The following is a 23373-nucleotide window of genomic DNA, read 5'->3' as shown; positions in this document are numbered from 1 at the left end:
AATAAAATCCGACTTTGTAAAGCTGCGCATGAAACGTGAAAGAATCAAACCAGTGATACGCTTGTTTATCCCGCTTATCATTTTTTTAACATTATCATTTAACAGCATGTCCAACCGGCTGCTTATCCCCATGGATGAGGGCCAAAAGAACCATTTGAAGGCTTACGGAATCTCTTACTGGATCCTGAAAAATTTTGAAATGGAAATGGATTGGCTGCTGAATTACCGTGGCGGCAGTTTTATGATCGCTTATAATCAGCAGTTTGCGTCGGAAATGACGGTTCGTGGGGTGAGTTTTGAAGTGATCTCGGAAGGGCAGGCGGGGCAGATCCTGAGCCAGATCAGTGCGCCGGATGTGAATATGGACGCTGTAAAGTTGCAGAAAGCGCCTAGGATCGCCGTTTATTCTCCCAAGTCGAAGCTTCCCTGGGATGACGCGGTGACGCTGGTGCTTACTTATGCGGAAATTCCTTATGATGTGATTTATGACGATGAAGTGCTGAACAATAAGTTGCCGGAATACGATTGGCTGCATTTGCACCACGAAGATTTTACGGGCCAGTTTGGTAAATTTTATCAATACAAAGATTTTCCCTGGTATCGCGAGCAAAAGCGTGAGGCGGAAGAAACGGCTAATAAATACCAGTTTGGCAATGTGCCACAGATGAAACTGGCAGTGGCCAAGCGGATTTCGGAGTTCGTTACGGGTGGCGGCTATATGTTCGCCATGTGCAATGCCACCGATACTTTCGACATTACACTTGCCGCCGAAGGGCTGGATATCGTGGAAGCGATGTACGACGGCACGCCCGTAGATCCGACTGCGAATAGTAAGCTAAATTATGATAACACATTTGCTTTCAAGGATTTCAAAACCATTTCCTATCCTTATGAAGTTGAGTTTTCAGACATTGACAACCAGCCTGAGGAGCGCAATCTGACGGAGGCCAACGATTTCTTCTCGCTGTTCCAGTTTTCTGCCAAATGGGACCCGGTGCCCAGCATGCTCACACAAAATCACCAGACTATTATCAAAGGCTTTTTAGGCCAGACAACTGCTTTTAAAAATCGCCTGATCAAGCCTGAGGTCATCATTCTGGCTGAAAATAAGACTGCTAAGGAAGCGCGTTACATTCATAGCACGCATGGAAAAGGCTTTTTTACTTTTTACGGCGGTCATGATCCGGAGGATTACCAGCACCGTGTAGGCGAAGAACCTACGGACCTGAACTTGCATCCAAATTCGGCCGGTTATAGGCTGATCCTTAATAATATCCTGTTTCCGGCAGCTAAGAAGAAGAAGCTGAAAACCTAGTTTTGAAGGCTTAAATTTCTAGTTCCAAATCACACAAACCGTGCGCTATCGCACGGTTTTTTGTTTTTGTTTTTTATATAAAATATTGATTGTGAGTGTTTTATGTATTGGCATAAAAATGGATTAACTATAAGCACATTAGCCATGAAACACATTTAACCTCCAAACAAAAAAACAATGGATCGGGAAGTTGCGCCGGACTACATTAAAACCACCAGAAACCGACGATGGCTTTTCATCGTGCTGGGAATAATCTTAACGGCAACATTGCTTTATTTTTTTCGCAAATCCCTCGGCAGCACATTGGAAAGCACCAGGATCCGCACGGGAACGGTTGAAAAAGGGAATGTTGAAAACACATTGACTGCATCGGGAGAAGTCATCCCGGCTTACGAGCAAATTTTTACGAGCCCCATCCGCGCCAGCATCAAGCGTATTTTGCTGACGCCGGGAACGCAGGTAAAACCAGGCCAGGCCATTGTTGAGCTGGATAAGTCGCTTACTGTAATCGAGTCCGAACGTTATGAGGACCAGCTGAAATTGAAGCAAAACAGCATTGAGCAGCTGCGGATGAAGTTGAACAAAGACTTGTATGACGCTGAAATCAATGATCGCATCAAATCTTTGAACATCAACAAACTCCGGGCCGATTTTGAAGACGCAAAAAGGCTTCAAAAAGTAGGAGGGGGCACGGCGGAAGACATTACCCGGGCAGAGAACGCCTTGAAAATTGCAGAACTGGAAAAGAAGCAATTGGAAAACGATCTGAAATACAACCGGGAATCGATGGGCGCGAGTTTGAAAGAGACCGAACTGGGCGCGCAGATCGAAAGCAAAAATTTAAAAGAATTACAACACAAGCTAAGAATGGCGGACATCGTCGCTGACCGGAAAGGGGTGTTGACCTGGGTAAATGAGAACATTGGCTCGTCGGTGAACGAAGGCGAAATGCTTGCAAAAGTGGCTGACCTGGGCAGTTTCAGGGTGGAGGGGAGTTGCTCGGACATTTATGCAGATCAGGTAAAAGCAGGACTTAGCGTGATTATCAGGCTGAATGAGGTGACATTACGAGGTGTGATAACGCAGGTGAAACCAGCTGTGAAGGACGGCGTGATCGGGTTTGTGATTCAGCTGGATAATGCAAAAAGCGAATCGCTCAGGCCCAATATGAAGGTGGAAGTTTATGTGGTGACCAGCAGCAGCTCTAATACGGTGCGCGTTGCCAATGGGCCAGCATTTACAGGTAAGAAAAAGCAGTTTGTTTATGTTATGAAGGACAACAAAGCGCTGCGCCGGAAAGTTGAAACCGGACTCTCAAATTTCGATTTTGTTGAAATAAAAAGCGGTTTAGAAGTGGGCGAGAAAGTGATCCTGACGGATTTGAATGATTATGAGCATTTGGAGGAAATTTCAATTCAATAAATGCTATGAAAAACACCCTTACATTCATTTTCGCTTGTTTTGTAACTTTTCCGGTTTTAGCACAGCCCAGAATACTTTCGCTGCAAGATGTTGTGCTCATGTCCAAAGAGCAATCTGTTGCCTCCAAACAGGCGGCTACGGCCAGGAAAACCAACTATTGGCAATATCGCTCGTTCCAGGCGGATTACCGGCCGCAACTTAGCCTGAATGGAACAATTCCGGGTTTTACGAGATCTTACATTGAAGTCAGGCAGCCGGACGGAACGATTTCTTTTGAGCAGGTTTCAAACAACAACTCTTTGCTGAATTTGTCTCTGAGTCAGAGCATTGCGCTTACGGGTGGAACGGTTTACGTGCAGCAGCAGACGCAGCGTTTTGATGATTTTGCAAGAAATAACACCAGATACAACGGCATTCCATTTGAAATTGGCATTACCCAGCCGCTTTTCCGGTTTAATACATTGAAATGGGACCGCAAAATTCAGCCTTTGAAATACCAGGAGGGCAATCAGCAATTTATCCAGTCGCTCGAACAGGTTTCGCTGGATGCGACGGGTTATTATTTCGAGCTGCTGGTTGCGCAGGTAAATTTGCAGATCGCCGAGAAGAACCGGAGTAACAATGATACGCTTTACAAGATCGCGCAGCAAAAATTAGCACTGGGAAAAATATCTCAGAATGACCTTCTGCAACTCCAAATGGGACTATTAACAGCGCAGAAAGACCTTGCATCGGCTCAGCAGGCAGCCGCAGTGGCATCTCTGAAACTAAAAATGTACATGGGTTCACGGGATGAAAGGGAGCTGGAACTGGAAATCCCATTGGAAGCAGCGGAATTTGCAATCAATACACAACTTGCATTGGATGAGGCATTTGCAAACAGGTCCGCAGCGGTCGGTTTTAAGCGAAAGTTGCTGGAAGCCGAACGGGAAGTGCAGTTTGCCAGGAAAGAAAATGGTTTGAATGCTTCACTAAATGCGACTTTCGGATTATCAAATCAAGGTGCACAGCCCTCCGACGTATACAGGAATCCGCAGGACCGTGAGTTTGTGGAACTGCAATTTACATTGCCGATCATGACCTGGGGCCGGAATAAAGCCCGCACGGAGGTGGCGAAGGCGAATCAGGAGTTTGCGCAGCAATCGGTGGAGCAGGAGAAGCTGACATTTGAGCAGGAGATTTTTACGCAGGTTACCCTTTTGCAAATGTTACAAAAGCAGGTTAAACTCACCAAACTGGCCGATAATATTGCCGCAGACCGCTATCAGATCGCCAAAGAAAGATTTATCCTGAGTGACCTGAGTGTAACCGATCTGGGCATCGCAACGCAGGAAAAAGACATTGCCCGGAGAGACTACATTCTAGCATTGCGGGATTACTGGCAAGCCTATTACAGCCTGAGGATCTTGACATTATACGATTTTGAACAAAACAAAAAAATAACATACTAAGCCATGATCAAACTGCAAAACGTTGAAAAAGTTTACCGCACGAGCTCCATTGAAACGCTTGCGCTGAACAACATCAATATCGATGTGAAAAAAGGCGAATTTGTTTCCATAATGGGCCCTTCCGGCTGCGGAAAAAGCACATTGTTAAACATTATGGGCCTTCTGGACGAACCTAGCAAAGGACATATTGAGATTGATGGAAGTAAAGTTGAGAAATATACGGACAAATCGCTGGCAAGTCTGCGTAACCAGAAACTGGGCTTCATTTTCCAAAGCTTTCACCTTATTAACGACCTTTCGGTGATTGATAATGTGGAAATCCCGCTTTTATACCGAACCAGTTCTTCCAAAGAACGCCGCGAGCTGGCGCAGGAAGCACTCGAAAAAGTGGGGTTGAGCAACCGCATGAAACATTTCCCAAAGCAACTTTCCGGAGGGCAAAAACAGCGCGTAGCAATCGCCAGGGCTATTGTAGGCAAGCCGGAGATCATCTTAGCTGATGAGCCGACCGGAAACCTCGACAGCGCAATGGGAAATGAGATCCTGAGCATTCTTCAAAACCTGAATGAAGGAGGCGCCACCATCGTTATGGTAACCCACGACGACGCCATGGCCAAACGCACGCACAGGCTGATACGGTTGTTTGACGGCACGCAGGTTCTTTAATTTTGAATGAGTCAATGACCGGCGACCCGGTCATGCACTCATTCATCGCACCGGCGACCCGGTCACTCACTCATTCACTCATTGAACATTATGCTTCTAAACTATATCAAAATCGCCTGGAAAGTGCTGCTTCGGCATCCTTTCTATACCTTTATTACGCTTTTCGGCATCAGCCTCACACTTACGGTGTTAATGGTGCTGACTTCGTTCCTGGATCATTTGTTCGGGACGCATTACCCGGAAGTTAACCGCGATCGCTCATTATATGTCGCCACCGTTATCCAGACCGATTCGGCGCGCACTTCCATGTCTTCCGGACCTGCGACTTTCGATTTTTTGACTAAGCATGTGAAATCGCTGAAATCGGCTGATAAGGTTGCTATTATGTCCAATTTCAGCTTTTCAAATACATATGTGAATGGAAAAAGGATCAAGTTGAACACCAAATATACCGATGCCGAGTTCTGGGAGGTGATGGGTTTTCAGTTTTTGGAGGGGAAGCCTTATAATGATAATAACATTAAAAATTCAGATCACGTGGCGGTCATTACGGATGCGTTGCGCGACCAGTATTTCGAAACAGACGGCAAATCGGTGGTGGGGAAGAACATTGAGATTGAGAACATTAATTACCGTGTGATAGGTGTAGTTAAAGGCAGCCCGCCAACGCGTATTTACAGCTATTCGGACATTTATTTTCCCTATACATCCCCAAAAAGCAATTACGAAAACAAAGGAATGCGAGGCCGCTACATTGCCATTGCCACGGCGAAAGATGCCGCAGATATGCCTGCGATCCAGTCGGAATTTGACAGCAATATTTCGCGGATTCCTTATGCTGAGATCCATACCGAGAAGAACCTGACTGTTTTAGAAGTGAAAGCAGATAAATACTTTGATCACTTCGTCAATACTTTCGCCCGGAGCAGCACGCAGCGGTTCTTGTTTTACACGGTGGTCAGTTTTGTGATTTTAATGTTTATGGGTTTGCCTGCTATTAATCTGGTGAATGTGAATGTTAGCCGGATTTTAGAAAGGGCTTCTGAAATCGGTGTCAGGAAAGCATTTGGCGCACCTTCGGCCGCATTGCTCTGGCAGTTTATCATTGAAAATATTTTCATCACATTCATTGGCGGAGCCTTTGCACTGGCGCTTTCTTACCTGATCATTTACTTCATCAATTCCAGCGGCTGGATCGCCTACGCAGACCTGACAATCAATGTGCCCGTATTTCTGATCAGCCTGGCAGTCTGCCTGTTCTTTGGCCTCATGTCCGGCGTCTTACCCGCATTCAGGATGTCAAGATTAAAAATCGTAGATGCATTGAAAGTCTGAAAGCAACATTCACTCATCGCCCGGCGACCGGTCACTCATTGGAACATTCACTCATTCAAAAAATGCCCCCATGCTTAAACATCTTTTCAAACTAATCTGGAATAAGAAGGGCACGCATTCCCTGCTTATTGTCGAAATTCTGGCGTCGTTCCTGGTGCTCTTCGGAGTGCTTTCGCTGATCGTTTTTAATGTGAGAAATTATTTGCAACCCATTGGTTTTGAGTATGAACAAGTCTGGAATGTAGACCTGGCCAGCAACCAGGATACGGTGGAAGTTGCGCGCAAGCTTACCAGCGTGATGGAGCGTATCCGGTCGTACAAAGAGGTAGAAACCGCCACGAGAATGAGCAGTAATACGCCATTTTCAGCAAATCAAATCGGCAATTCGATCACTTATAATAAGGTCACTGTCGGTGGGGATTTTTATTATACTGATCCGGATTTCAGCAAAACTCTTAACCTGCCACTCATAAAAGGACGCTGGTACAAAGACGGTGATCGGGTAGCTAAATTTGTTCCTATTGTCGTCAATAAAGCAATGGAAGACAAGCTCTTTCTCGATGAAACTTCGCTGAATAAAGTAATAAAAATCGATGATAAGAGCTCGTACAAGGTGATGGGCGTTGTCGATAATTTCAAGGCCAAAGGTGAATATATGTCGGACAACCCGGCCCTCTTCGAAATGCTTGTCAAGGACGACAGCTGGAATTCCAATGTCCTGATCAAGACAAAACGCGGCACGGATGCGAACTTTGAAGCCAAGCTTGTAAAGGACATTGCGATGATGGTGCCAGGATGGGGAATTGAAGTGAGTTATTTAAAAGAATCACGGCTCAACCGTCATAATCTGACACTCGTTCCTGTTTTAATTTTCCTGATTATCAGTGCTTTTTTGCTTACTAATGTTGCGCTGGGACTTTTTGGGATACTAAATCTGAACATTTCGCGCAGGAAAAATGAGATTGGGCTTCGCAGGGCGATGGGTGCCACGGAAGGGAGAGTAGCCATTCAGTTTTTGGGAGAAATATGGGTGATCGCGACTTTCAGTCTTATCATCGGGCTGCTTTTCGCCGTGCAGTTTCCGCTGATGAATGTGTTTGATCTCGACAGTGAAATTTATATCACTTCAATTTTCGCCTCCATTGCCGTAATTTACATCATCGTTACCCTCTGCGCCTGGCTCCCCAGCAAACAAGCCTCCCGGATCCATCCGGCGGTGGCGCTGCATGAGGAGTGAGGGTTTAGATGGGAATGAATGATTGAATGTTGAAAAGTGATTGCGAAGTAAAATTGTAATATGCTCCTAATTGTCGACGATGATCTTGCGATACGGACTTCTTTGATCCTGCTGCTTAAAAAGGAGGGGTTTGAGGTAAGAGGTGTGGGGTCGCCGGATGAGACTTTTGATATTTTGAAGACGGTTACGCCGGAGCTGATCCTGCTGGACCTGAACTTTTCGATTGAAACTTCGGGGAAAGAGGGAATGCAGCTTTTGCAGCAAATTAAGAAGCGTTACCCGGCCATTCCTGTGATCTTGATTACGGGATGGGGGACTATCGATCTGGCTGTGAGGGGAATGAAGGAAGGTGCAATTGATTTTATTACCAAACCCTGGCAGAATGACCACGTGCTGCAATCCGTTCGCACGATCCTGAGCTTGTCACAAACATTGCCGCTTTCAGGCAGCAGGAAGAAGCTGGAACAACAGTATCATTTCGAGAACATTGTAGGCCAGGATCCCAAACTGCTTGATATTCTTGAAACCGTTGGCCGCGTTGCTTCCACAGATGCGGCGGTGCTTATCACGGGCGAAAGCGGCACGGGTAAGGAATTGATTGCAGAGGCAATTCATATGAACAGCAAGCGAAAATCACGTCCTTTTGTGAAGGTGAATCTGGGCGGGATTTCTTCAACATTGTTTGAAAGCGAGCTGTTCGGTCACGTCCGTGGCGCTTTTACGGATGCCAAAACGGATCGCCTGGGCCGGTTTGAAATGGCGCATAAGGGATCAATTTTCCTCGATGAGATCGGTGAATTGGATCTGGCAAGTCAGGTAAAATTACTGCGTGTGTTGCAGGAACGAACTTTTGAGCCGTTGGGAAGCAGTAAAAGCCGGACTGTGGATGTGAGGGTGATTTGTGCTACAAACCGGAATCTGGAAGAAATGGTCGCGCAGGGAACATTTCGGGAAGACCTTTATTACCGCATTAACCTGATCACCGTTAAGCTGCCAGCGCTTAGGGAAAGGCCGGACGACATTCCGCTGCTGTCTGAATTTTTTGTTAATAACCTGAAAACCATTTATCAACGCCCCAACCTGCGCCTGAGTCCGGCATCAATGAAATGGCTCCGGACATTGCAGTTGCAGGGGAATATCCGTCAGTTGAAAAACCTGGTCGAGCGCACCGTATTGCTGTCTAGCTCGGATACATTGGATATAGCGGATTTACAGCGTAATCTGAGTGGCGGCACACAGCCGTCCGCCCAGAAAAACCTTCCCGAAGTGGGCGCGATCACGTTGGAGGAAATGGAATATCAAATGATCACCAAGGCCATGCAATTTCATCAGAATAAAGTGAGCAAAGTGGCCAGATCGCTCGGAATCACACGGTTTGCGCTCTATCGCAGATTGGAAAAATATGGTATTTCCTACGAATCCGAGGACGTATGAGATTATCAACGAAGGCCAAATACATTCTTTACATATTGGTATTGCACATTGTCCTGGTTTTCCTGGTTTACAAAATCCTGTATCAGGACAAACTGCTTTTCATTGGTTTTGAGGTGTTTCTGTTGCTTTCTGCCATCGTTTCCATTCAGATTTATCAGAATTTTATGCAACCTATCCAATTTGTGAAATCGGGAATTGAGGCCATTAAGGACAAGGATTTTTCCATCAAGTTCGTCCCAACCGGCAAAGGCGAAATAGATACATTGATTGAAGTTTACAACCTGATGATCGGCCAGCTCCGTGAGGAGCGGACGCGCTTGCATGAGCAACATTTTTTCCTCGAAAAACTGATCGCCGCATCACCTATTTCCATCATTATTCTCGATTTTGATGAAAAAATCGATTCGTTCAATGTCAAAGCAAAGGAATATTTCAAAAATGAAGCGGAAGGTTTGAAAGGGCTGTTATTGGAGGAAACCAATCATCCGTTGCTTGTTGAACTGGCTTATATTCAGGATGGGGAATCGAAAATTGTGAAAACCAATGGCGTGGTAACATTCAAAGTGCAGCGCTCGCATTTTATGGATCAAGGCTTCCGTCGCTCGTTTCTGATGATCGAAGAGCTTACTAATGAGATACTTGAATCGGAAAAGAATGCATACGGCAAAGTGATCCGAATGATGGCGCACGAGGTTAACAACACATTAGGCGCCACGGATTCCATTTTGCAGACAACCACAAACATTCTTTCTGACGATTCTTACATTGAACTGAGAGAAGCGCTTAACATTGCGTCTGAACGCAACCGGCGGCTAACGAAATTCATGCGAAACTTTGCAGACGTCGTGCGGCTGCCAGCCCCAGCGCCGGTTCCTGCGGATTTGAATAAATTTGTCAGAGACGTAGCTATTTTCATGGAGCCGACAGCCGCACACCGCGGTGTCTCAATCCACACATTACTGCCGGCAAATGTTGTATTTAAAAAAATCGACATGGGCCAGATGGAGCACGTGCTTGTCAATGTTCTGAAAAATGCAATCGAGGCATGCAGACCTGGCAATGAGATACGAATCGAAGTTTCCGAAAATGATCTGACCATTAAAAACAACGGCAGCCCCATCGAAGCCGAAGTAGGAGCCCAGCTTTTCAACCCATTTTTCAGCACCAAGCATGACGGCCAGGGCATAGGGCTAACATTAGCCAGAGAAATCCTCATCAACCACGGATTCACATTCTCATTACAGACCAATCCAGACGGCTGGACAGCATTTCGAATCGAATTTGAAGGCTGAGAAATCCGTTGAAATATGCTGCTTATGCATTTGCCTTGCGGATACGGATCGTAAATGCATTGGCTGGATTAGTGAGCATAACCTGCTTTGTATCGAACTCGCTGAATCCTTTCTGTTTCAACAGAGGTAAAAGCTTGTCTGAAATAGTGGTATAACCTCTGAATGTTCCGCCATTTGGCTCGCCTGGTTTATACCAGCCTGCGTCGTGTGACAGGAGGATTTGTTTAATAAAACCTTTTGCTTTCAAAAATATGACCAGCGCAGCGATTTTCTCAATATTATCTTCATTAACACCGTCCAGACTCACCCAGCAACCACTTCTCGCGATCTTTTCAAAATCCTCATTGCTTCCGCTGGCGTGAACCCAAACGAAAGCTGACGGACTGACACCATGTTTCTGCAATATTTCAATTTCCTGAGCGGCGGGGAGAGCTGGCCCCGTATGAGAACAGATCGTTAATCCCGTTTTTAGATGAGTAAGTGCGGCTGCACGGATCAGTTTCTGATGAAGTTCAGAAAGCGGGCCCGCATTAACGCTGGTTTTAATAAATCCCGGCTTAATGTTCGTACCATCAATACCGTTCCTGAATTCATCAATCCAGCGCTTTGAAAGTTGTTCTGCGGTTTCCGTGAAAGCAAATCGGGGTAAGTATTTGTTGTTCGAAGCACCGTAGTAACCCGTGTTCGTCAAGATATTCAATCCAGATTTTTGAGACAATTTTTGAAGCAACAGAACATCCCTTCCCAGGTAAGCAGGCGTACATTCGACAACACTTTTAATACCCCGTTCCTTAATTTCAAGCAGATACGGAAGGACTTTTTTGATTACCTCGTCATGATTCCATCGGTCCGGTGTAACCTCATCCGCCCCAACAAAATCAACCAGAACATGCTCATGAATAAGCGTCAAGCCAAGATCAGCAACATTGATTTTTCCTTTGACACTATATGTAAATGGTTCATCAAAAGAAAATTTCCCCAAAAACGGCACGCCGGCGCAAGCAGCAAAGAATTGCCTTCGGGAGAATATGGGGGTTGGTGGGTTAACGTTTACTGATTTCATATGTGTGAAGTTGCAATTTTGATTCTTCATTTGAAAGCGCATTGTCCCTCGTTTTGCTACCGATTTTCATCCCTCCGGGATTGCACAACCATTAAAATCGCGGAGCGATGCAATGCTGGTAGCAATATGTTATTCGTGCGTATTTTGCAAATCCCGGAGGGATGTGACAAACTGCACAATGTTTCATCCCTCAGGATTCCCCTGATCCAACGCTTGACTACTCAATCAGTATAAACGGAGTTGGGCTGAATGAGATGATGAAGATGATTAATGCGCAGATGCCGAGGATGATACGTGGGGCGTCGAGGGGTTCGTTCTCGTCGGTGTCGGGGTGGCGTATGCCGAGGAAGCGGCCCAGGATGAAAATGAATGGCAGGAAACCGGTGGAACCTTGCCAGTCAGGGCGAATGTAGGATACGGCGAATTGCCCGACTACTACGATCAGGCTCAACATCAGGCCCGTCATGGGACTATCGCTGGCCCTTTTGAAACAGATATAGAGGAAATAAATGTAGATGGCCAGATAGAAGAAACGCTCGTAGAAAACAGCATTGCTTCCTGTTGCAAACGACTCGGCCGTAAAAAGACCCAAACCAGCATAAAAAGCGAACAATCCGAAAAGGATCGGCGCAATGATATCAAATTTTTTCTTGCCAATTAAGCCATAAAGAATGTGCCCGCCATCCAGCTGACCGATTGGAATAAGGTTCAGCGAAGTAAAGAAAAGAGCCAGATAACCCGCGAAAATGTACGGATAGTGGATCATTTCGTAGGCATGCGGCAAGCGCGCCGGATCTGCAATGTAGGTTTTGAACATCCAGAATAGAATGTTATCGCCCAATGCAATGTTACCTGACGCATTTTCATAAGCGAATTGCGGGTAACTCAAACCAAACCGCGCGTATTCAGGATGTATGGAAAAAATGTATTCCGGCGGCGGCAAATGGGTAAAGCCATACCAGAGAACCACCAAAGCAGCAATGAAACCGGCCAGCGGACCAGCTATGCCGATATCGAAGAACTTTAAGCGTGAACGGACAACGGATTTAATGCGAATAAATGCGCCCATTGTTCCGATACTATTTGAAATACCAAACCAAAGCGGAATGTAGTAGGGGAGCGTAACTTTCACGCGATGCATTTTGGCGACGAAATAATGGCCGAACTCATGAATGGTCAGGATCGCCAGAAATGGGATGGAAAATTGGAAGCCATGCTTAAATTCAGCCCAACCGAGAAATTTAACGGTTTCATCGGTGACCGGCTTTTCAGCCCCGCTGCCCATGAGAAAATAAGCGAAGTCGTAAACGAAAGCAAAAATGTTGCCGTAAATCCATTCAGCGCCAGCCATTGTGGTGGTAATGATCGTCAGAATGAAAAGAACGGCCTGAATGATGTAAGTGCGTGTGTTAGACTGCATAGTCTTTAAGATATTCCAAAATGGTTACTGGTTTCTGGACGTGAATGGTGTCAATTCCTAATTTTGACGCCGCTTCAATGTTGTCCCGGTTATCGTCCAGGAAAAGGGTTTCTTCCGCTTTAAGACCTGCCTGTTCCAACACTTTTTGATAAATCCGCGGGTCTGGCTTCATTAGCCCCATTTCATAAGATAGGAAAACGGTTTCGAAAAGATCATCCAGCTTTTTAACGCCGGTTGATGCTTCCAGAATTTTGTTAACCTGTGTAATGTGGATGGAGCTCGTGTTGCTCAGCAAGAAAAGTCTATAATTTTTAGAAAGGTTTTGAATCAGCTCCACGCGCTCCGGAGGAAGATCGAGCAGCAGACTGTTCCAGGCTGTATCAATGGCTTCGTCGGAAAGATCGGAGAATTCCAGAATTTTCCGAACATAGTTGCGAAAACCCATTTCGTCCAGTTCGCCCGTTTCGAACTGCCGGAAGAGCGCATTTTTGCTGAATAGTTCAAGGATTTCAGCTTGTTCCCTGCCACTTAGTTCTGCAAACGATTTTGACGCAACGGGCACATCAATGTTCAGAATTACGTCGCCCAGGTCAAAAATGATATTCTTTATCTTGCTATTCTTCATTGTTCCGGTTATTCAACAACTACACCCATTGCACAGAATTTCTCAATGCGCTGGTCAATCCTGTCCTGGTGCTCTATCGCAGCGAGTTCATTAATGTTTTCCAGGATAACCATTTTCAACTTCTCGGCCATCCAGTTGTGATCTAAATGAGCTCCGCCCAATGGTTCGGGAATAATGCCGTCGATCAACCCGTTCTTTTTCATATCCTTAGCCGTGATTTTCATCGCTTCGGCTGCCTGCTCTTTGAAATCCCAGCTTCTCCACAGGATCGCTGAACAGTTTTCAGGGGAAATTACTGAGTACCAGGTATTTTCCAACATTAAAACACGGTCGCCGATGGCAATTCCTAGTGCACCACCAGAAGCGCCTTCGCCGATTACGATGCATATTACCGGCACTTTCAGCATGAACATTTCTTTCAGGTTACGCGCAATGGCCTCACCCTGACCACGTTCCTCAGCCTCCATACCAGGAAATGCGCCCGGAGTGTCGATAAGTGTAACAATAGGTTTATTGAATTTTTCAGCCAGTTTCATCAGGCGCAATGCCTTACGATAGCCTTCCGGATTGGGCATACCGAAGTTCCGGTGCTGCCTCTGTTTCGTATTCCGGCCTTTTTGTTGTCCTATGAGCATGAAAGACTGTCCGCCTACATTGGCAAGCCCGCCAATAATAGCCGGATCATCCCGAACCTGGCGGTCACCATGCAATTCGATGAACTCGTCACAGATCAGCTCAATGTAATCGAGCGTATATGGACGGTCCGGATGGCGCGAGAGCTGTACACGTTGCCAGCGCGTAAGGTTCTCAAATATTTCATTTCGAAGATCTGTTATATTGTTTTCCAATAAGGAAATGGCGCCGGAAAAATCCACATTATTGTTCTGCGCCAGTGTTTTCATTTCTTCGAGCTTGCGTTCGAGCTCGGCCATAGGTTTTTCGAAATCCAGGTATGTTCTCATATTCAGGTTCTTGTTTGTCTGGCAGCAGGACAGCTTAAAGTTCGTAAGTGCGTCCCCTCAATGGTATTTCTACCGATTTATAGCCGTTTTCTTGAATTTTATTTTGGAAATCAGTCATGCTTTGCTGTTCTCCGTGCACGAGGAAAATGCCTTTCAACTTTTCCGGATCTTGTAATTTGATGAATTTCAATAAGTCATTCTGATCTCCGTGGCCGCTAAATACGTCAATTTTTTCAATATTAGCCAAGACGGGCAACTGCTTTCCACGAATTGAAATTGTGTCCTGTCCATTCAGAAGCCGCCATCCCAATGTTCCCTCAGAGGCATATCCGATCATGAGGATCGTAGCATATGGATTGCCAATATTCGCCTCCACGTGCTGCTCAACGCGACCTCCCTGAACCATTCCTGAAGATGAAATAATAATGCACGGTTCATTGTAGTTGGAAACAGCCTTGCTTGCATCCGAGCTTTCGAGATAGATAAGGTTGTCGAAATCAAAAAGCATATCATTATCATCCTGGAAAGTGCGTGCTTCCTTATTCAGCAAGCGCACGTGGCGCTGGTACACTTTCGTGCTGCTATGTGCGAGCGGACTGTCGGAAAACACTTTCAGATTGGGAAATGAATGATCCATGTAGATCTTATTCAATGTATAAAGCAGCGCTTGCGTGCGGCCCACACTGAACGAAGGAATGATTAACCTGCCCGGAATATCAATGCAAGTTCGTTTGATCACATCTGCCAATGCTTCCACGGGCGATCCCTGGTCCTCATGCAGGCGGTTTCCGTAAGTGGATTCGCAAATAAGATAATCAACCTGTGGAATTTCCTGGGGATCGATCAGCAACGGATAATTGCTCCGGCCAATGTCACCCGAAAAGCAGATCCGCTTTTTCTCGCCATCTTCATAAACTTCCAGCACAATATGCGCGGCGCCCAGCAAATGCCCGGCCGCGTAGAAAACGATGGTTACATTATCCGCAATGCGATAGCGCTGGCCAAAAGCGACCGGCACAAAGTTATCCAATGCCTCATTTACGTTTTTTTCAACGAAATAATCCATCGGAACTTCCTTCTTTTTCTTGCCTCGTTTTTTGGAAGAACCGTTCATGCGTGCATTCAGGCGTTTCTGATGCAGGTTGGCAGCGTCCCGCAAAAGCAGCGAAGTGAGCGCTAGGGTAGGCTCAGTACAAACAACCCTTCCTTCAAATCCGTATTTATACAGATTCGGAATGTTGCCGGAGTGGTCAATGTGAGCGTGTGTTAAAAGTACTGTATTGATTAAACTCGCATCAAATGGGAATACACTTTTTTGCTCTTCATACCTGGTTTTTCTACCGATCTCGTCTAAATCAAAGTCAGAGCCGCAGTCAATTAAAATTCGGTAATCATCTGTCTCTAAAAGAAACATGCTACCTGTCACCTGCTGCGCAGCTCCCCAAAATGTCAATTTCATACGTTGGAAATGGGGTGTATCTTACAAAAGTACCAAAAACCGGCTGAGATTTGGAGATTACTTACTAGTTTAGATTTGGTATCTTCTCTTTCTGTGCGAAAGTCACCCTGCTAAACTAATATGAAATCCGGCCTGTTTTTGTTTTTTCTTTTTTTCTGTTTAACTGTCAATGCTCAAAATATAGACAGCACCGCGCTCAATAACCTCCGCGATGCCGTGCTGGAACTCGAAAACAGCGAATTGATGCGGAGCGGTTCCCTTTCCGTGAGTGTAAAAAAAGTAAAGGATGCCTCAAATGTCTTCGCATTAAATTCAGAACGTTCCCTACCATCCGCTTCCACGTTAAAATTAGTCTCAACAGCCACGGCGCTGGCCGTTTTTGGTGGTGATTTTAAATTTCAAACATATCTGGAACACGACGGGGTCATCAGAAACGACACATTAATCGGTAATGTATACATTCACGGAACCGGCGATCCGTCGCTGGGAAGTGAACGGTTCAAGGGTTATCCCACAGCAAATGAGCTCATTAACCGTTGGGCCGCAGCAGTTAAGAAAACGGGGATCCGGTATATCAAAGGCAGTATTATACCCGATGCCTCCTTCTTCGATGCGGAAACCGTTGCCAGCACCTGGATCTGGGGGGATCTGGGGAATTATTATGGCGCGGGTGTTTCAGGATTGAATTTCAACGAAAATTTGTACAAAATTAAATTCAAGCCCGGCGCCGACTTTGGCGATCCCACCACATTTGTTGGCATCGAGCCAGCCATTCCTTACCTGACATTCGTCAATAAGGTCACGACGGGTGAGAAAGGCTCTGGCGATAAGACCATTGTTTACAGCAGTCCGCTGGGCAATGCGGTGGTTCTAACAGGCACAATTCCTGCCGGCCCAGCAGTGTTTACAGTGAAAGGCTCGATCCCCAATGCAGCTGAATATGTGGCTTTTGCGTTAAAAAATAGTCTGTTAAATGCCGCGATCGGGATAGGAGAGAACAAAGTGCCGCAACCCGGAATGCCCGGCGCGTCTGCCAACCCGAAGGTTGTGCTGGACAAATACGAGTCACCGCCGTTGCGCGATCTTTGCCAGCAAACTAATTTTTGGAGCGTTAACTTGTACGCCGACGCACTTTTCAAGCAAGCCGGGAAACGACTTGCCGGAAACGCAGCATTTGATGATGCAGCCAAGGCCATTACGGCTTACTGGTCGGGTAAAGGAGCGGATTTAAGGGGATTTTATATCAAAGACGGCAGTGGTCTGTCACCGTCCGGCTCCATCACAACCCACAGCCTGACAGACATTCTGAACGCAGCTAACAAAGATGCCACCTTCAATGATTTTTACAAAAGCATTGCAGTACTCGGCTTGAATGGCACCGTCCGAAACCTTGGTAAGGGCACGAAAGCCGCTGGGAATATGCATGTTAAGAGCGGGTCCATTGAAGGAACCCGCGCTTATGCCGGTTATGTCACTTCCAAATCAGGATCCTTGCTAAGCTTTTCAATCATCGCCCACAAATACATGCCGGGCAGCAACCGCATGATTTCCGATTCACTGGTGAAAATCATGACATTAATGGCTGAACTATAATCCTACTGGACTTTTTCGATCACCAGGTTGTGATTTGTGTAAATGCAGAGGTCCGCTGCAACCGTCAATCCTTCGCGCACCATCTCTTCCGCAGTAAGGTGTCCTGCATGTTTTTTCAAAGCTTGCGCGGCCGACAACGCATAATTCCCGCCAGATCCGATGGCTGCAATGCCATTTTCAGGTTCAAGCACATCACCTGTGCCGGAAATGACCAGGATTTCCTCTTTGTTGGCCGTAATCATCATGGCCTCCAACTTGCGGAGATAACGATCTGTTCGCCAATCTTTCGCAAGCTCGATAGCAGCGCGTTTCATATTGCCGCCGTATGCATTCAACTTTTCTTCGAATTTTTCAAGAAGCGTAAAAGCATCTGCTGTGGATCCCGCAAAGCCCACGAGGATCTTTCCGCCCATTAGCGTCCGGATCTTTTTTACATTGCTTTTAGCAACTGTATTACCCATTGTCGCCTGGCCATCCGCGCCCAGGGAAACTGTTCCGTTATGAAGCACCCCCAAGACGGTGGTAGCATGTATTTTTTCCATAAATTGATTTTATACTAATTCGTAAGACCCCTCACAAAACAAAAGTGCCAGGTCGGAAAACCTGACACTTTGTACATTCTCGTAATATTCTCAATCAACTTCACTTCGACAACAGAATAGATAGAATCGATTTCTGAGTTTCAGCCATCTCGTCAAATTTGTCCTCCATCTTGTCAAACCTTCCATCCATTTTGTCCAGCCTCATTTCCACGTTCTCGAAACGACTATCCATTTTGTCTAGCCTTATTTCCATGTTTTCGAAACGACTATCCATTTTGTCAAGCCTCATTTCCACGTTTTCGAAACGATTATCCATTTTGTCAAGCCTCATTTCCACGTTTTCGAAACGATTATCCATTTTGTCCAGCCTCACTTCCATGTTGTCGAAACGACTATCCATTTTGTCCAGCCTCACTTCAATCTTGTCAAGTCGCACTTCGATCTTCTCAATACGACCGGACATTTGAAGTTGATTTTTTAACAAGAAGGAAACATTGTCATTCTGCTTTTCAACAACTTCGTTGATTCTTAACACGATAGCGGTTAAATTATCAACCTTCTTATCCGTCCTGTCCTGCCTTATGAGTAACTCGGAAATAACCGGCTCCAATTGATCTAATCTTCTGTCTGCATTCATAGTGTGTTTTTGTCTAAATGATAAATAAAATGCTATACCAACATACTCATCGGCTCTTCAAGCAGCTTTTTCACGGTTAACAAGAACTGAGCGCCTAGTGCTCCGTCTACTACGCGGTGGTCAGCAGAGAGAGTTACTTTCATGATGTTTTGCGGGTAAACCGTTCCATCTTCTTTGAAAGCTGCTACTTTCTTGATCGCGCCGATGGCCAGGATGCAGGAATCCGGCGGGTTAATGATCGCTGTAAATTCATCTACACCGAACATGCCCAGGTTTGAGATCGAGAATGTATTTCCTTCCCAGTCCTTAGGCTGCAACTTTTTGTCTTTCGCTTTACCGGCAAGATCTTTCACTTCGCCGGAAATTGTCGACAATGTTTTCTTGTCAGCATCGCGGATCACCGGAACGAGCAGACCTTCGTCAACCGCCACGGCAACGCCGATATTTACGTAATTGTATCTTCTGATTTTATCCCCTAACCAAGCTGAGTTAACGGCAGGATGTTGTTTCAACGCCACTGCGCAAGCTTTGATCACCATATCATTGAATGAGATCTTAGCAGGGCTCACCTCGTTCAATTGCGGACGCAATGCCATGGCCTTATCCATGTTAATTTCCATTGTCACATAGAAATGCGGCGCGGTGAACAAGCTGTCGCTCAATCTGCGGGCAATGGTTTTACGCATTTGCGAGATAGGAGTGTCCGTAAAGTCGCCGGATGCAGGGGCGTTCGAAGCAGTAGCAGGCTGTTCCGCTTTCGCAGCGGGAGCTGGCGCAGATGCCGCCTGAGCAGGCGCTTCTGTTTTTGCAGCAGCGGCTGCCGCAGCAGGTTTGAACTCATCCACATCGCGTTTCACGATGCGACCGTTGTCACCACTGCCGCCAACCTGGCTCAGATCAATTCCTTTTTCGTCTGCCAGACGTTTAGCCAATGGTGAAGCCTTGATCCTGTCACCTGAATCAGCAACAGAAACCGTTTTGTCGACGCCATTTGAACCCGATTCAGCAGCAGGAGCCGCTTTGCCTTCGTCGGTTGCATCAATGTTTTCAACTTCCGCACCACCTTCACCGTTTTCACGGGCCAGCAATGCTTCCACATTAGCGCCCTCTTCACCGATAACCGCGATAATGCCGTCAACAGGAACAGATTCGCCATCTTTAATTCCAATATATAGCAGCGTTCCGTCTTCGTACGCTTCCAGCTCCATCGTCGCCTTGTCAGTTTCAACTTCGGCCAGGATGTCGCCTGATTTTACTTTATCTCCAACCTTTTTCTGCCATCCTACCAATGTTCCTTCCTCCATCGTGTCGCTCATCTTCGGCATTCTGACAACGACTGCGTTGATTTTTTCAGCTGGGGCCGGAGGAGCTGCTTTTTTCGCAGGTTCCGGCGTCGCCGTTTCAATGGCAGCGGCTGGTTTTGCTTCTTCTTTGGCCGGTTCTGCACTTGCCTCCGCTTTCGCTGCGCCATTTGTGCTTCCGCCTTCGAGCAATGATTTGTAGTCTTCGCCTTCGGAACCAACAACGGCCATAATGCCGTCTATCGGAACCGCATCGCCCTTGTTAACACCAATGTATAGAAGAGTGCCGTCATAATAGGACTCAAGATCCATAGTTGCTTTGTCGGTTTCCACCTCAGCAATGATTTCACCTGATTTTATTGTATCGCCAACTTTTTTGTGCCATTCTGCGATAACACCTTCTTCCATGGTGTCGCTCATCTTGGGCATACGAATTACTTCTGCCATATCGCTTGTTAAGGTATTTTAGTTTCTTGGTCTAAAAATTAGAATTCAGTCAAAATTACAACAAAACGCGGATAGGTCTTGCCTTTCACGCCATAAAATTGACCAAGACAGCGCTCGGCTGAATATTTATGATTTAATCAATTGATTTTCAATACGGCCATAAACGCCTCCTGCGGAATTTCCACATTACCAACCTGGCGCATACGTTTTTTACCCTTTTTCTGCTTCTCCAAAAGCTTTCTTTTACGGGAAATATCACCGCCATAGCATTTCGCCAAAACGTCTTTACGCATTGCTTTCACCGTTTCACGCGCAATGATCTTTTGACCGATGGCCGCCTGGATAGCGATTTCAAACATCTGACGCGGGATCAGTTCCCTTAACTTTTCGCAAAGCTTTTTGCCCCATTCATACGATTTTGAACGGTGAACAATAGCCGAAAGTGCATCCACAGGCTCGCCATTCAGCATGACGTCCAGTTTCACCATGTCCGATTCCTGGTAACCCGCCAGTTCGTAGTCCAGGGAAGCATAACCGCGGGAAATTGTTTTTAGTTTATCAAAGAAATCAAAAACAACCTCCGCAAGCGGAATAAGAAATTGAAGCTCAACGCGTTCCGAAGTCAGGTAAACCTGGTTTTTAAGAATGCCACGTTTGTCCATACACAAGTTCAGGATCGCGCCGATGTAATCGGATTTCGTGATGATTTGTGCATTGATATATGGTTCCTCAATCGAATTAATGTGGTTAGGATCAGGCATTTCCGAAGGTGCGCTGATATTCAATAGCTGATTCTTCGTATTGGTAACGCGGAACTGCACGGATGGGACGGTCGTGATCACGGTCATATCAAACTCACGTTCCAGACGTTCCTGAACGATCTCCATATGCAGCATTCCGAGGAATCCGCAACGGAAGCCAAAGCCCAATGCCGCAGATGTTTCCGGTTCCCAAACAAGCGCAGCATCATTTAGTTGCAGCTTTTCCATGGCCTCACGCAACTCTTCGAACTCGCTCGTGTCAACCGGATAAATCCCGGCGAAAACCATCGGCTTAACTTCTGAAAAACCAACGATTCCTTCACTTGCAGGCCTGTCGATATGCGTAAATGTGTCGCCTACTTTTACCTCCTTCGCTACTTTAATTCCCGAAATCAGGTAACCTACGTCGCCGCATTCCACCACTTGTTTTGGTATTTGTTGTAGACCGAGCGTTCCGATCTCGTCGGCAATGTATTCTTTGCCCGTCGCCATAAATTTAACGCGATCGCCTTTTCGGATCGTCCCGTTTTTAACCCGGAAAATAACTTCGATCCCACGGTATGAATTAAAGACCGAGTCAAAGATTAATGCTTGCAAGGGTGCTTTCGGATCGCCAACCGGCGCAGGAATTCGCTCAACAATCGCATTCAGAATGGCCTCGATACCGATTCCTTCTTTGCCACTGGCAGGAATGATGTCATCCCGATCGCAACCGAGCAGATCGACCATTTCATCCTTAATTTCCTCAGGCATAGCGCCTGGCAAATCTATTTTATTCAAAACCGGAATGATCACCAGGTCGTGGTTGATCGCCAGATATAAGTTCGAGATCGTCTGGGCTTCCGTTCCCTGCGATGCATCTACGAGCAGCAATGCGCCTTCGCAGGCAGCAATGGAGCGCGAAACCTCGTATGAAAAGTCAACGTGGCCCGGCGTATCGATAAGGTTAAATGTATATTCTTCTCCCTTGTAAGGATAAGTCATTTGGATGGCGTGGCTCTTGATCGTGATGCCGCGCTCGCGTTCCAGGTCCATGTTATCGAGTAACTGGGCCTGCATTTCGCGTTTGCTTACAGTATTTGTAAATTCCAGCAATCGGTCTGCCAGTGTGCTTTTCCCGTGGTCAATATGGGCAATGATGCAAAAATTACGGATTTTCTTCATGAAAGTAGTTACTGTTCCAATGTTTGGCTCGTAAAAGTCTGAGGCAAAACACCTGCAAAATTACGAGGGTAATTAATATTTCAACAGCTTTTCTCATTGAAGTTCAAACTTAACGCAAATACGCACCCTAAATGAAAGCAAAATGCCTGATCCGAAACAGTCAGGCATTTTTAAATTACAATAAAACAAACGGCTCAGTCCACAGAAACCATCGCCTTGATCACACCATTGGCAGGATCCAGCCAGCCTTCAAACTCGTCCTTAACCTGACCAAAAGCCACCCGGTGCGTAATGTAAGTGGTAGGATCGATAAAGCCGTTTTTCATGCTGCTGATCACATGCTCAAAATCAGCGCGGGTTGCGTTACGGCTGCTCATTAATGTGGCTTCCCGCTTGTGGAATTCGGGATGACTGAAACTGATATCCCCTTTTTGGAGGCCTACAAGCACATATCTGCCGCCATGTGCCAGATAGCTGAATGCAGTGTTAATCGCTCTCAGATTGCCTGTTGCATCCACGATCACCGTAGGCATGTCGCCATTTGTGATCTCGGCTATTTTTTCCAAAGCATTGTCATTCAATGCATTGATCGTATGCGCTACGCCCAGTTTTTCACGGCAGAACGCTAATCTTCCATCATTAATATCCAGCGCAATCACATTCGCCCCGGCAATGCGTGCGAATTCCATCGTTCCTAGCCCGATCGGCCCGGCACCCACGACCAGCACCGTTTCATTTGGCTCCACATTTGCCCGCCTGATCCCGTGCGCGCCGATCGAAAGCATTTCTACAAGCGCCAATTCATCAAAGCTCAAACCATTTCCATGCACGAGCGAATAGGAGGGAACCGATAAATATTCAGACATCCCGCCATCAATATGGACACCGGAAACCCGGATGCTCGTGCAGCAATTAGGCTTATTGTTCCGGCAGGCAATGCATTTGCCACAATTGAAATAAGGAATAAAAGTCACTGCTTCACCAACCGAAAACCCCGGCGCTCCGTCCGTTTCGACAATTTCCCCGGCCAGTTCATGACCGAGAATGCGCGGATAATTGAAAAAAGGCTGCGTTCCCTCAAAAGCATGCAGATCTGTCCCGCAAATGCCGATCCTTTTAATCTTTATAATGGTATTCCTCGGGGTTAACGCTGGTTTTTCTGCCTGCTGATAAGTAAATTCCCCTGGTGTTGTACAAACCAAAACCTCCATAGCTGAATGGAATTAACTTCTATTTTACGTTGAGAA

19 protein-coding genes are annotated in these 23373 nt (G+C 46.2%); 9 read left to right on the top strand and 10 right to left on the bottom strand.

What is annotated here, in order from left to right; genetic code table 11:
• Positions 1–28 precede the first annotated feature (28 nt).
• The 8 genes from G395_RS0113055 to G395_RS0113020 all read left to right on the top strand — a co-directional run bounded on the left by G395_RS0113055 (position 29) and on the right by G395_RS0113020 (position 10152).
• Positions 29–1315, top strand: coding sequence for an asparagine synthetase B (locus tag G395_RS0113055; protein WP_229204156.1), 1287 nt, complete (start codon positions 29–31; stop codon positions 1313–1315).
• A 177-nt stretch (positions 1316–1492) separates the two neighbouring features.
• Entirely contained in the window at positions 1493–2737 is a 1245-nt protein-coding gene (locus G395_RS0113050; RefSeq protein ID WP_026630451.1) for an efflux RND transporter periplasmic adaptor subunit, read from the top strand.
• Positions 2738–2742: 5 nt separating this feature from the next.
• Entirely contained in the window at positions 2743–4188 is a 1446-nt protein-coding gene (locus G395_RS0113045) for a TolC family protein (RefSeq protein ID WP_026630450.1), read from the top strand.
• Between the two features lie 3 nt (positions 4189–4191).
• On the top strand, positions 4192–4854 hold the full coding sequence (locus tag G395_RS0113040) for an ABC transporter ATP-binding protein (RefSeq protein WP_026630449.1): 663 nt from the start codon (positions 4192–4194) through the stop codon (positions 4852–4854).
• A 90-nt stretch (positions 4855–4944) separates the two neighbouring features.
• Positions 4945–6189 (top strand): ABC transporter permease, encoded by a 1245-nt coding sequence (locus G395_RS0113035; protein ID WP_026630448.1) that lies wholly within the window; start codon positions 4945–4947, stop codon positions 6187–6189.
• Between the two features lie 70 nt (positions 6190–6259).
• Positions 6260–7426 (top strand): ABC transporter permease, encoded by a 1167-nt coding sequence (locus G395_RS0113030; RefSeq protein ID WP_026630447.1) that lies wholly within the window; start codon positions 6260–6262, stop codon positions 7424–7426.
• A 60-nt stretch (positions 7427–7486) separates the two neighbouring features.
• Positions 7487–8860, top strand: coding sequence for a sigma-54-dependent transcriptional regulator (locus G395_RS0113025; RefSeq protein WP_026630446.1), 1374 nt, complete (start codon positions 7487–7489; stop codon positions 8858–8860).
• A complete protein-coding gene (locus G395_RS0113020) occupies positions 8857–10152 on the top strand; it encodes a sensor histidine kinase (RefSeq protein WP_026630445.1) in 1296 nt (431 codons plus the stop codon). Before G395_RS0113025 ends, G395_RS0113020 begins: the two co-directional genes overlap by 4 nt.
• 22 nt (positions 10153–10174) lie before the next feature.
• On the opposite strand, the gene G395_RS0113015 is transcribed toward G395_RS0113020, so the two are convergent.
• The 5 genes from G395_RS0113015 to G395_RS0112995 all read right to left on the bottom strand — a co-directional run bounded on the left by G395_RS0113015 (position 10175) and on the right by G395_RS0112995 (position 15681).
• The gene (locus G395_RS0113015; RefSeq protein WP_051350143.1) at positions 10175–11215 is read right to left on the bottom strand and encodes a phosphotriesterase family protein; all 1041 of its coding nucleotides are present in this window, start codon (positions 11213–11215) and stop codon (positions 10175–10177) included.
• 217 nt (positions 11216–11432) lie between these two features.
• A complete protein-coding gene (locus tag G395_RS0113010) occupies positions 11433–12635 on the bottom strand; it encodes a site-2 protease family protein (RefSeq protein ID WP_026630443.1) in 1203 nt (400 codons plus the stop codon).
• Entirely contained in the window at positions 12625–13260 is a 636-nt protein-coding gene (locus G395_RS0113005) for an HAD family hydrolase (RefSeq protein ID WP_026630442.1), read from the bottom strand. Before G395_RS0113005 ends, G395_RS0113010 begins: the two co-directional genes overlap by 11 nt.
• A gap of 8 nt (positions 13261–13268) precedes the next feature.
• Positions 13269–14222, bottom strand: a complete 954-nt coding sequence (locus tag G395_RS0113000) for an acetyl-CoA carboxylase carboxyltransferase subunit alpha (RefSeq protein ID WP_026630441.1) — start codon at positions 14220–14222, stop codon at positions 13269–13271.
• Between the two features lie 34 nt (positions 14223–14256).
• A complete protein-coding gene (locus G395_RS0112995; protein ID WP_026630440.1) occupies positions 14257–15681 on the bottom strand; it encodes an MBL fold metallo-hydrolase RNA specificity domain-containing protein in 1425 nt (474 codons plus the stop codon).
• Positions 15682–15801: 120 nt separating this feature from the next.
• Between G395_RS0112995 and dacB the strand changes: the two genes are divergently transcribed.
• Positions 15802–17274, top strand: a complete 1473-nt coding sequence (dacB, locus tag G395_RS0112990) for a D-alanyl-D-alanine carboxypeptidase/D-alanyl-D-alanine endopeptidase (protein WP_051350142.1) — start codon at positions 15802–15804, stop codon at positions 17272–17274.
• Positions 17275–17276: 2 nt separating this feature from the next.
• Here dacB and hslV read toward each other — a convergent pair whose 3' ends face one another.
• The 5 genes from hslV to G395_RS0112965 form a co-directional block, all read right to left on the bottom strand.
• Positions 17277–17816 carry an ATP-dependent protease subunit HslV gene (gene hslV, locus G395_RS0112985; protein WP_026630438.1) on the bottom strand — a complete coding sequence of 180 codons (540 nt, stop codon included), beginning with the start codon at positions 17814–17816 and terminating at the stop codon, positions 17277–17279.
• A gap of 100 nt (positions 17817–17916) precedes the next feature.
• A complete protein-coding gene (locus G395_RS31135) occupies positions 17917–18453 on the bottom strand; it encodes a hypothetical protein (protein ID WP_051350141.1) in 537 nt (178 codons plus the stop codon).
• A gap of 32 nt (positions 18454–18485) precedes the next feature.
• Complete coding sequence (locus G395_RS0112975) at positions 18486–20201, bottom strand: pyruvate dehydrogenase complex dihydrolipoamide acetyltransferase (RefSeq protein ID WP_026630437.1); 1716 nt, start codon at positions 20199–20201, stop codon at positions 18486–18488.
• A 137-nt stretch (positions 20202–20338) separates the two neighbouring features.
• Positions 20339–22126 carry a translation elongation factor 4 gene (lepA, locus tag G395_RS0112970; RefSeq protein WP_026630436.1) on the bottom strand — a complete coding sequence of 596 codons (1788 nt, stop codon included), beginning with the start codon at positions 22124–22126 and terminating at the stop codon, positions 20339–20341.
• Between the two features lie 194 nt (positions 22127–22320).
• A complete protein-coding gene (locus tag G395_RS0112965) occupies positions 22321–23337 on the bottom strand; it encodes a zinc-binding alcohol dehydrogenase family protein (protein ID WP_026630435.1) in 1017 nt (338 codons plus the stop codon).
• Between the last annotated feature and the right edge of the window lie 36 nt (positions 23338–23373).

Source organism: Dyadobacter alkalitolerans DSM 23607 (assembly GCF_000428845.1).
In the GTDB taxonomy this organism is placed as follows: domain Bacteria; phylum Bacteroidota; class Bacteroidia; order Cytophagales; family Spirosomataceae; genus Dyadobacter; species Dyadobacter alkalitolerans.
Note: the sequence above shows the minus strand (reverse complement) of the source record. Positions and strands in the feature narration are given on the sequence as shown.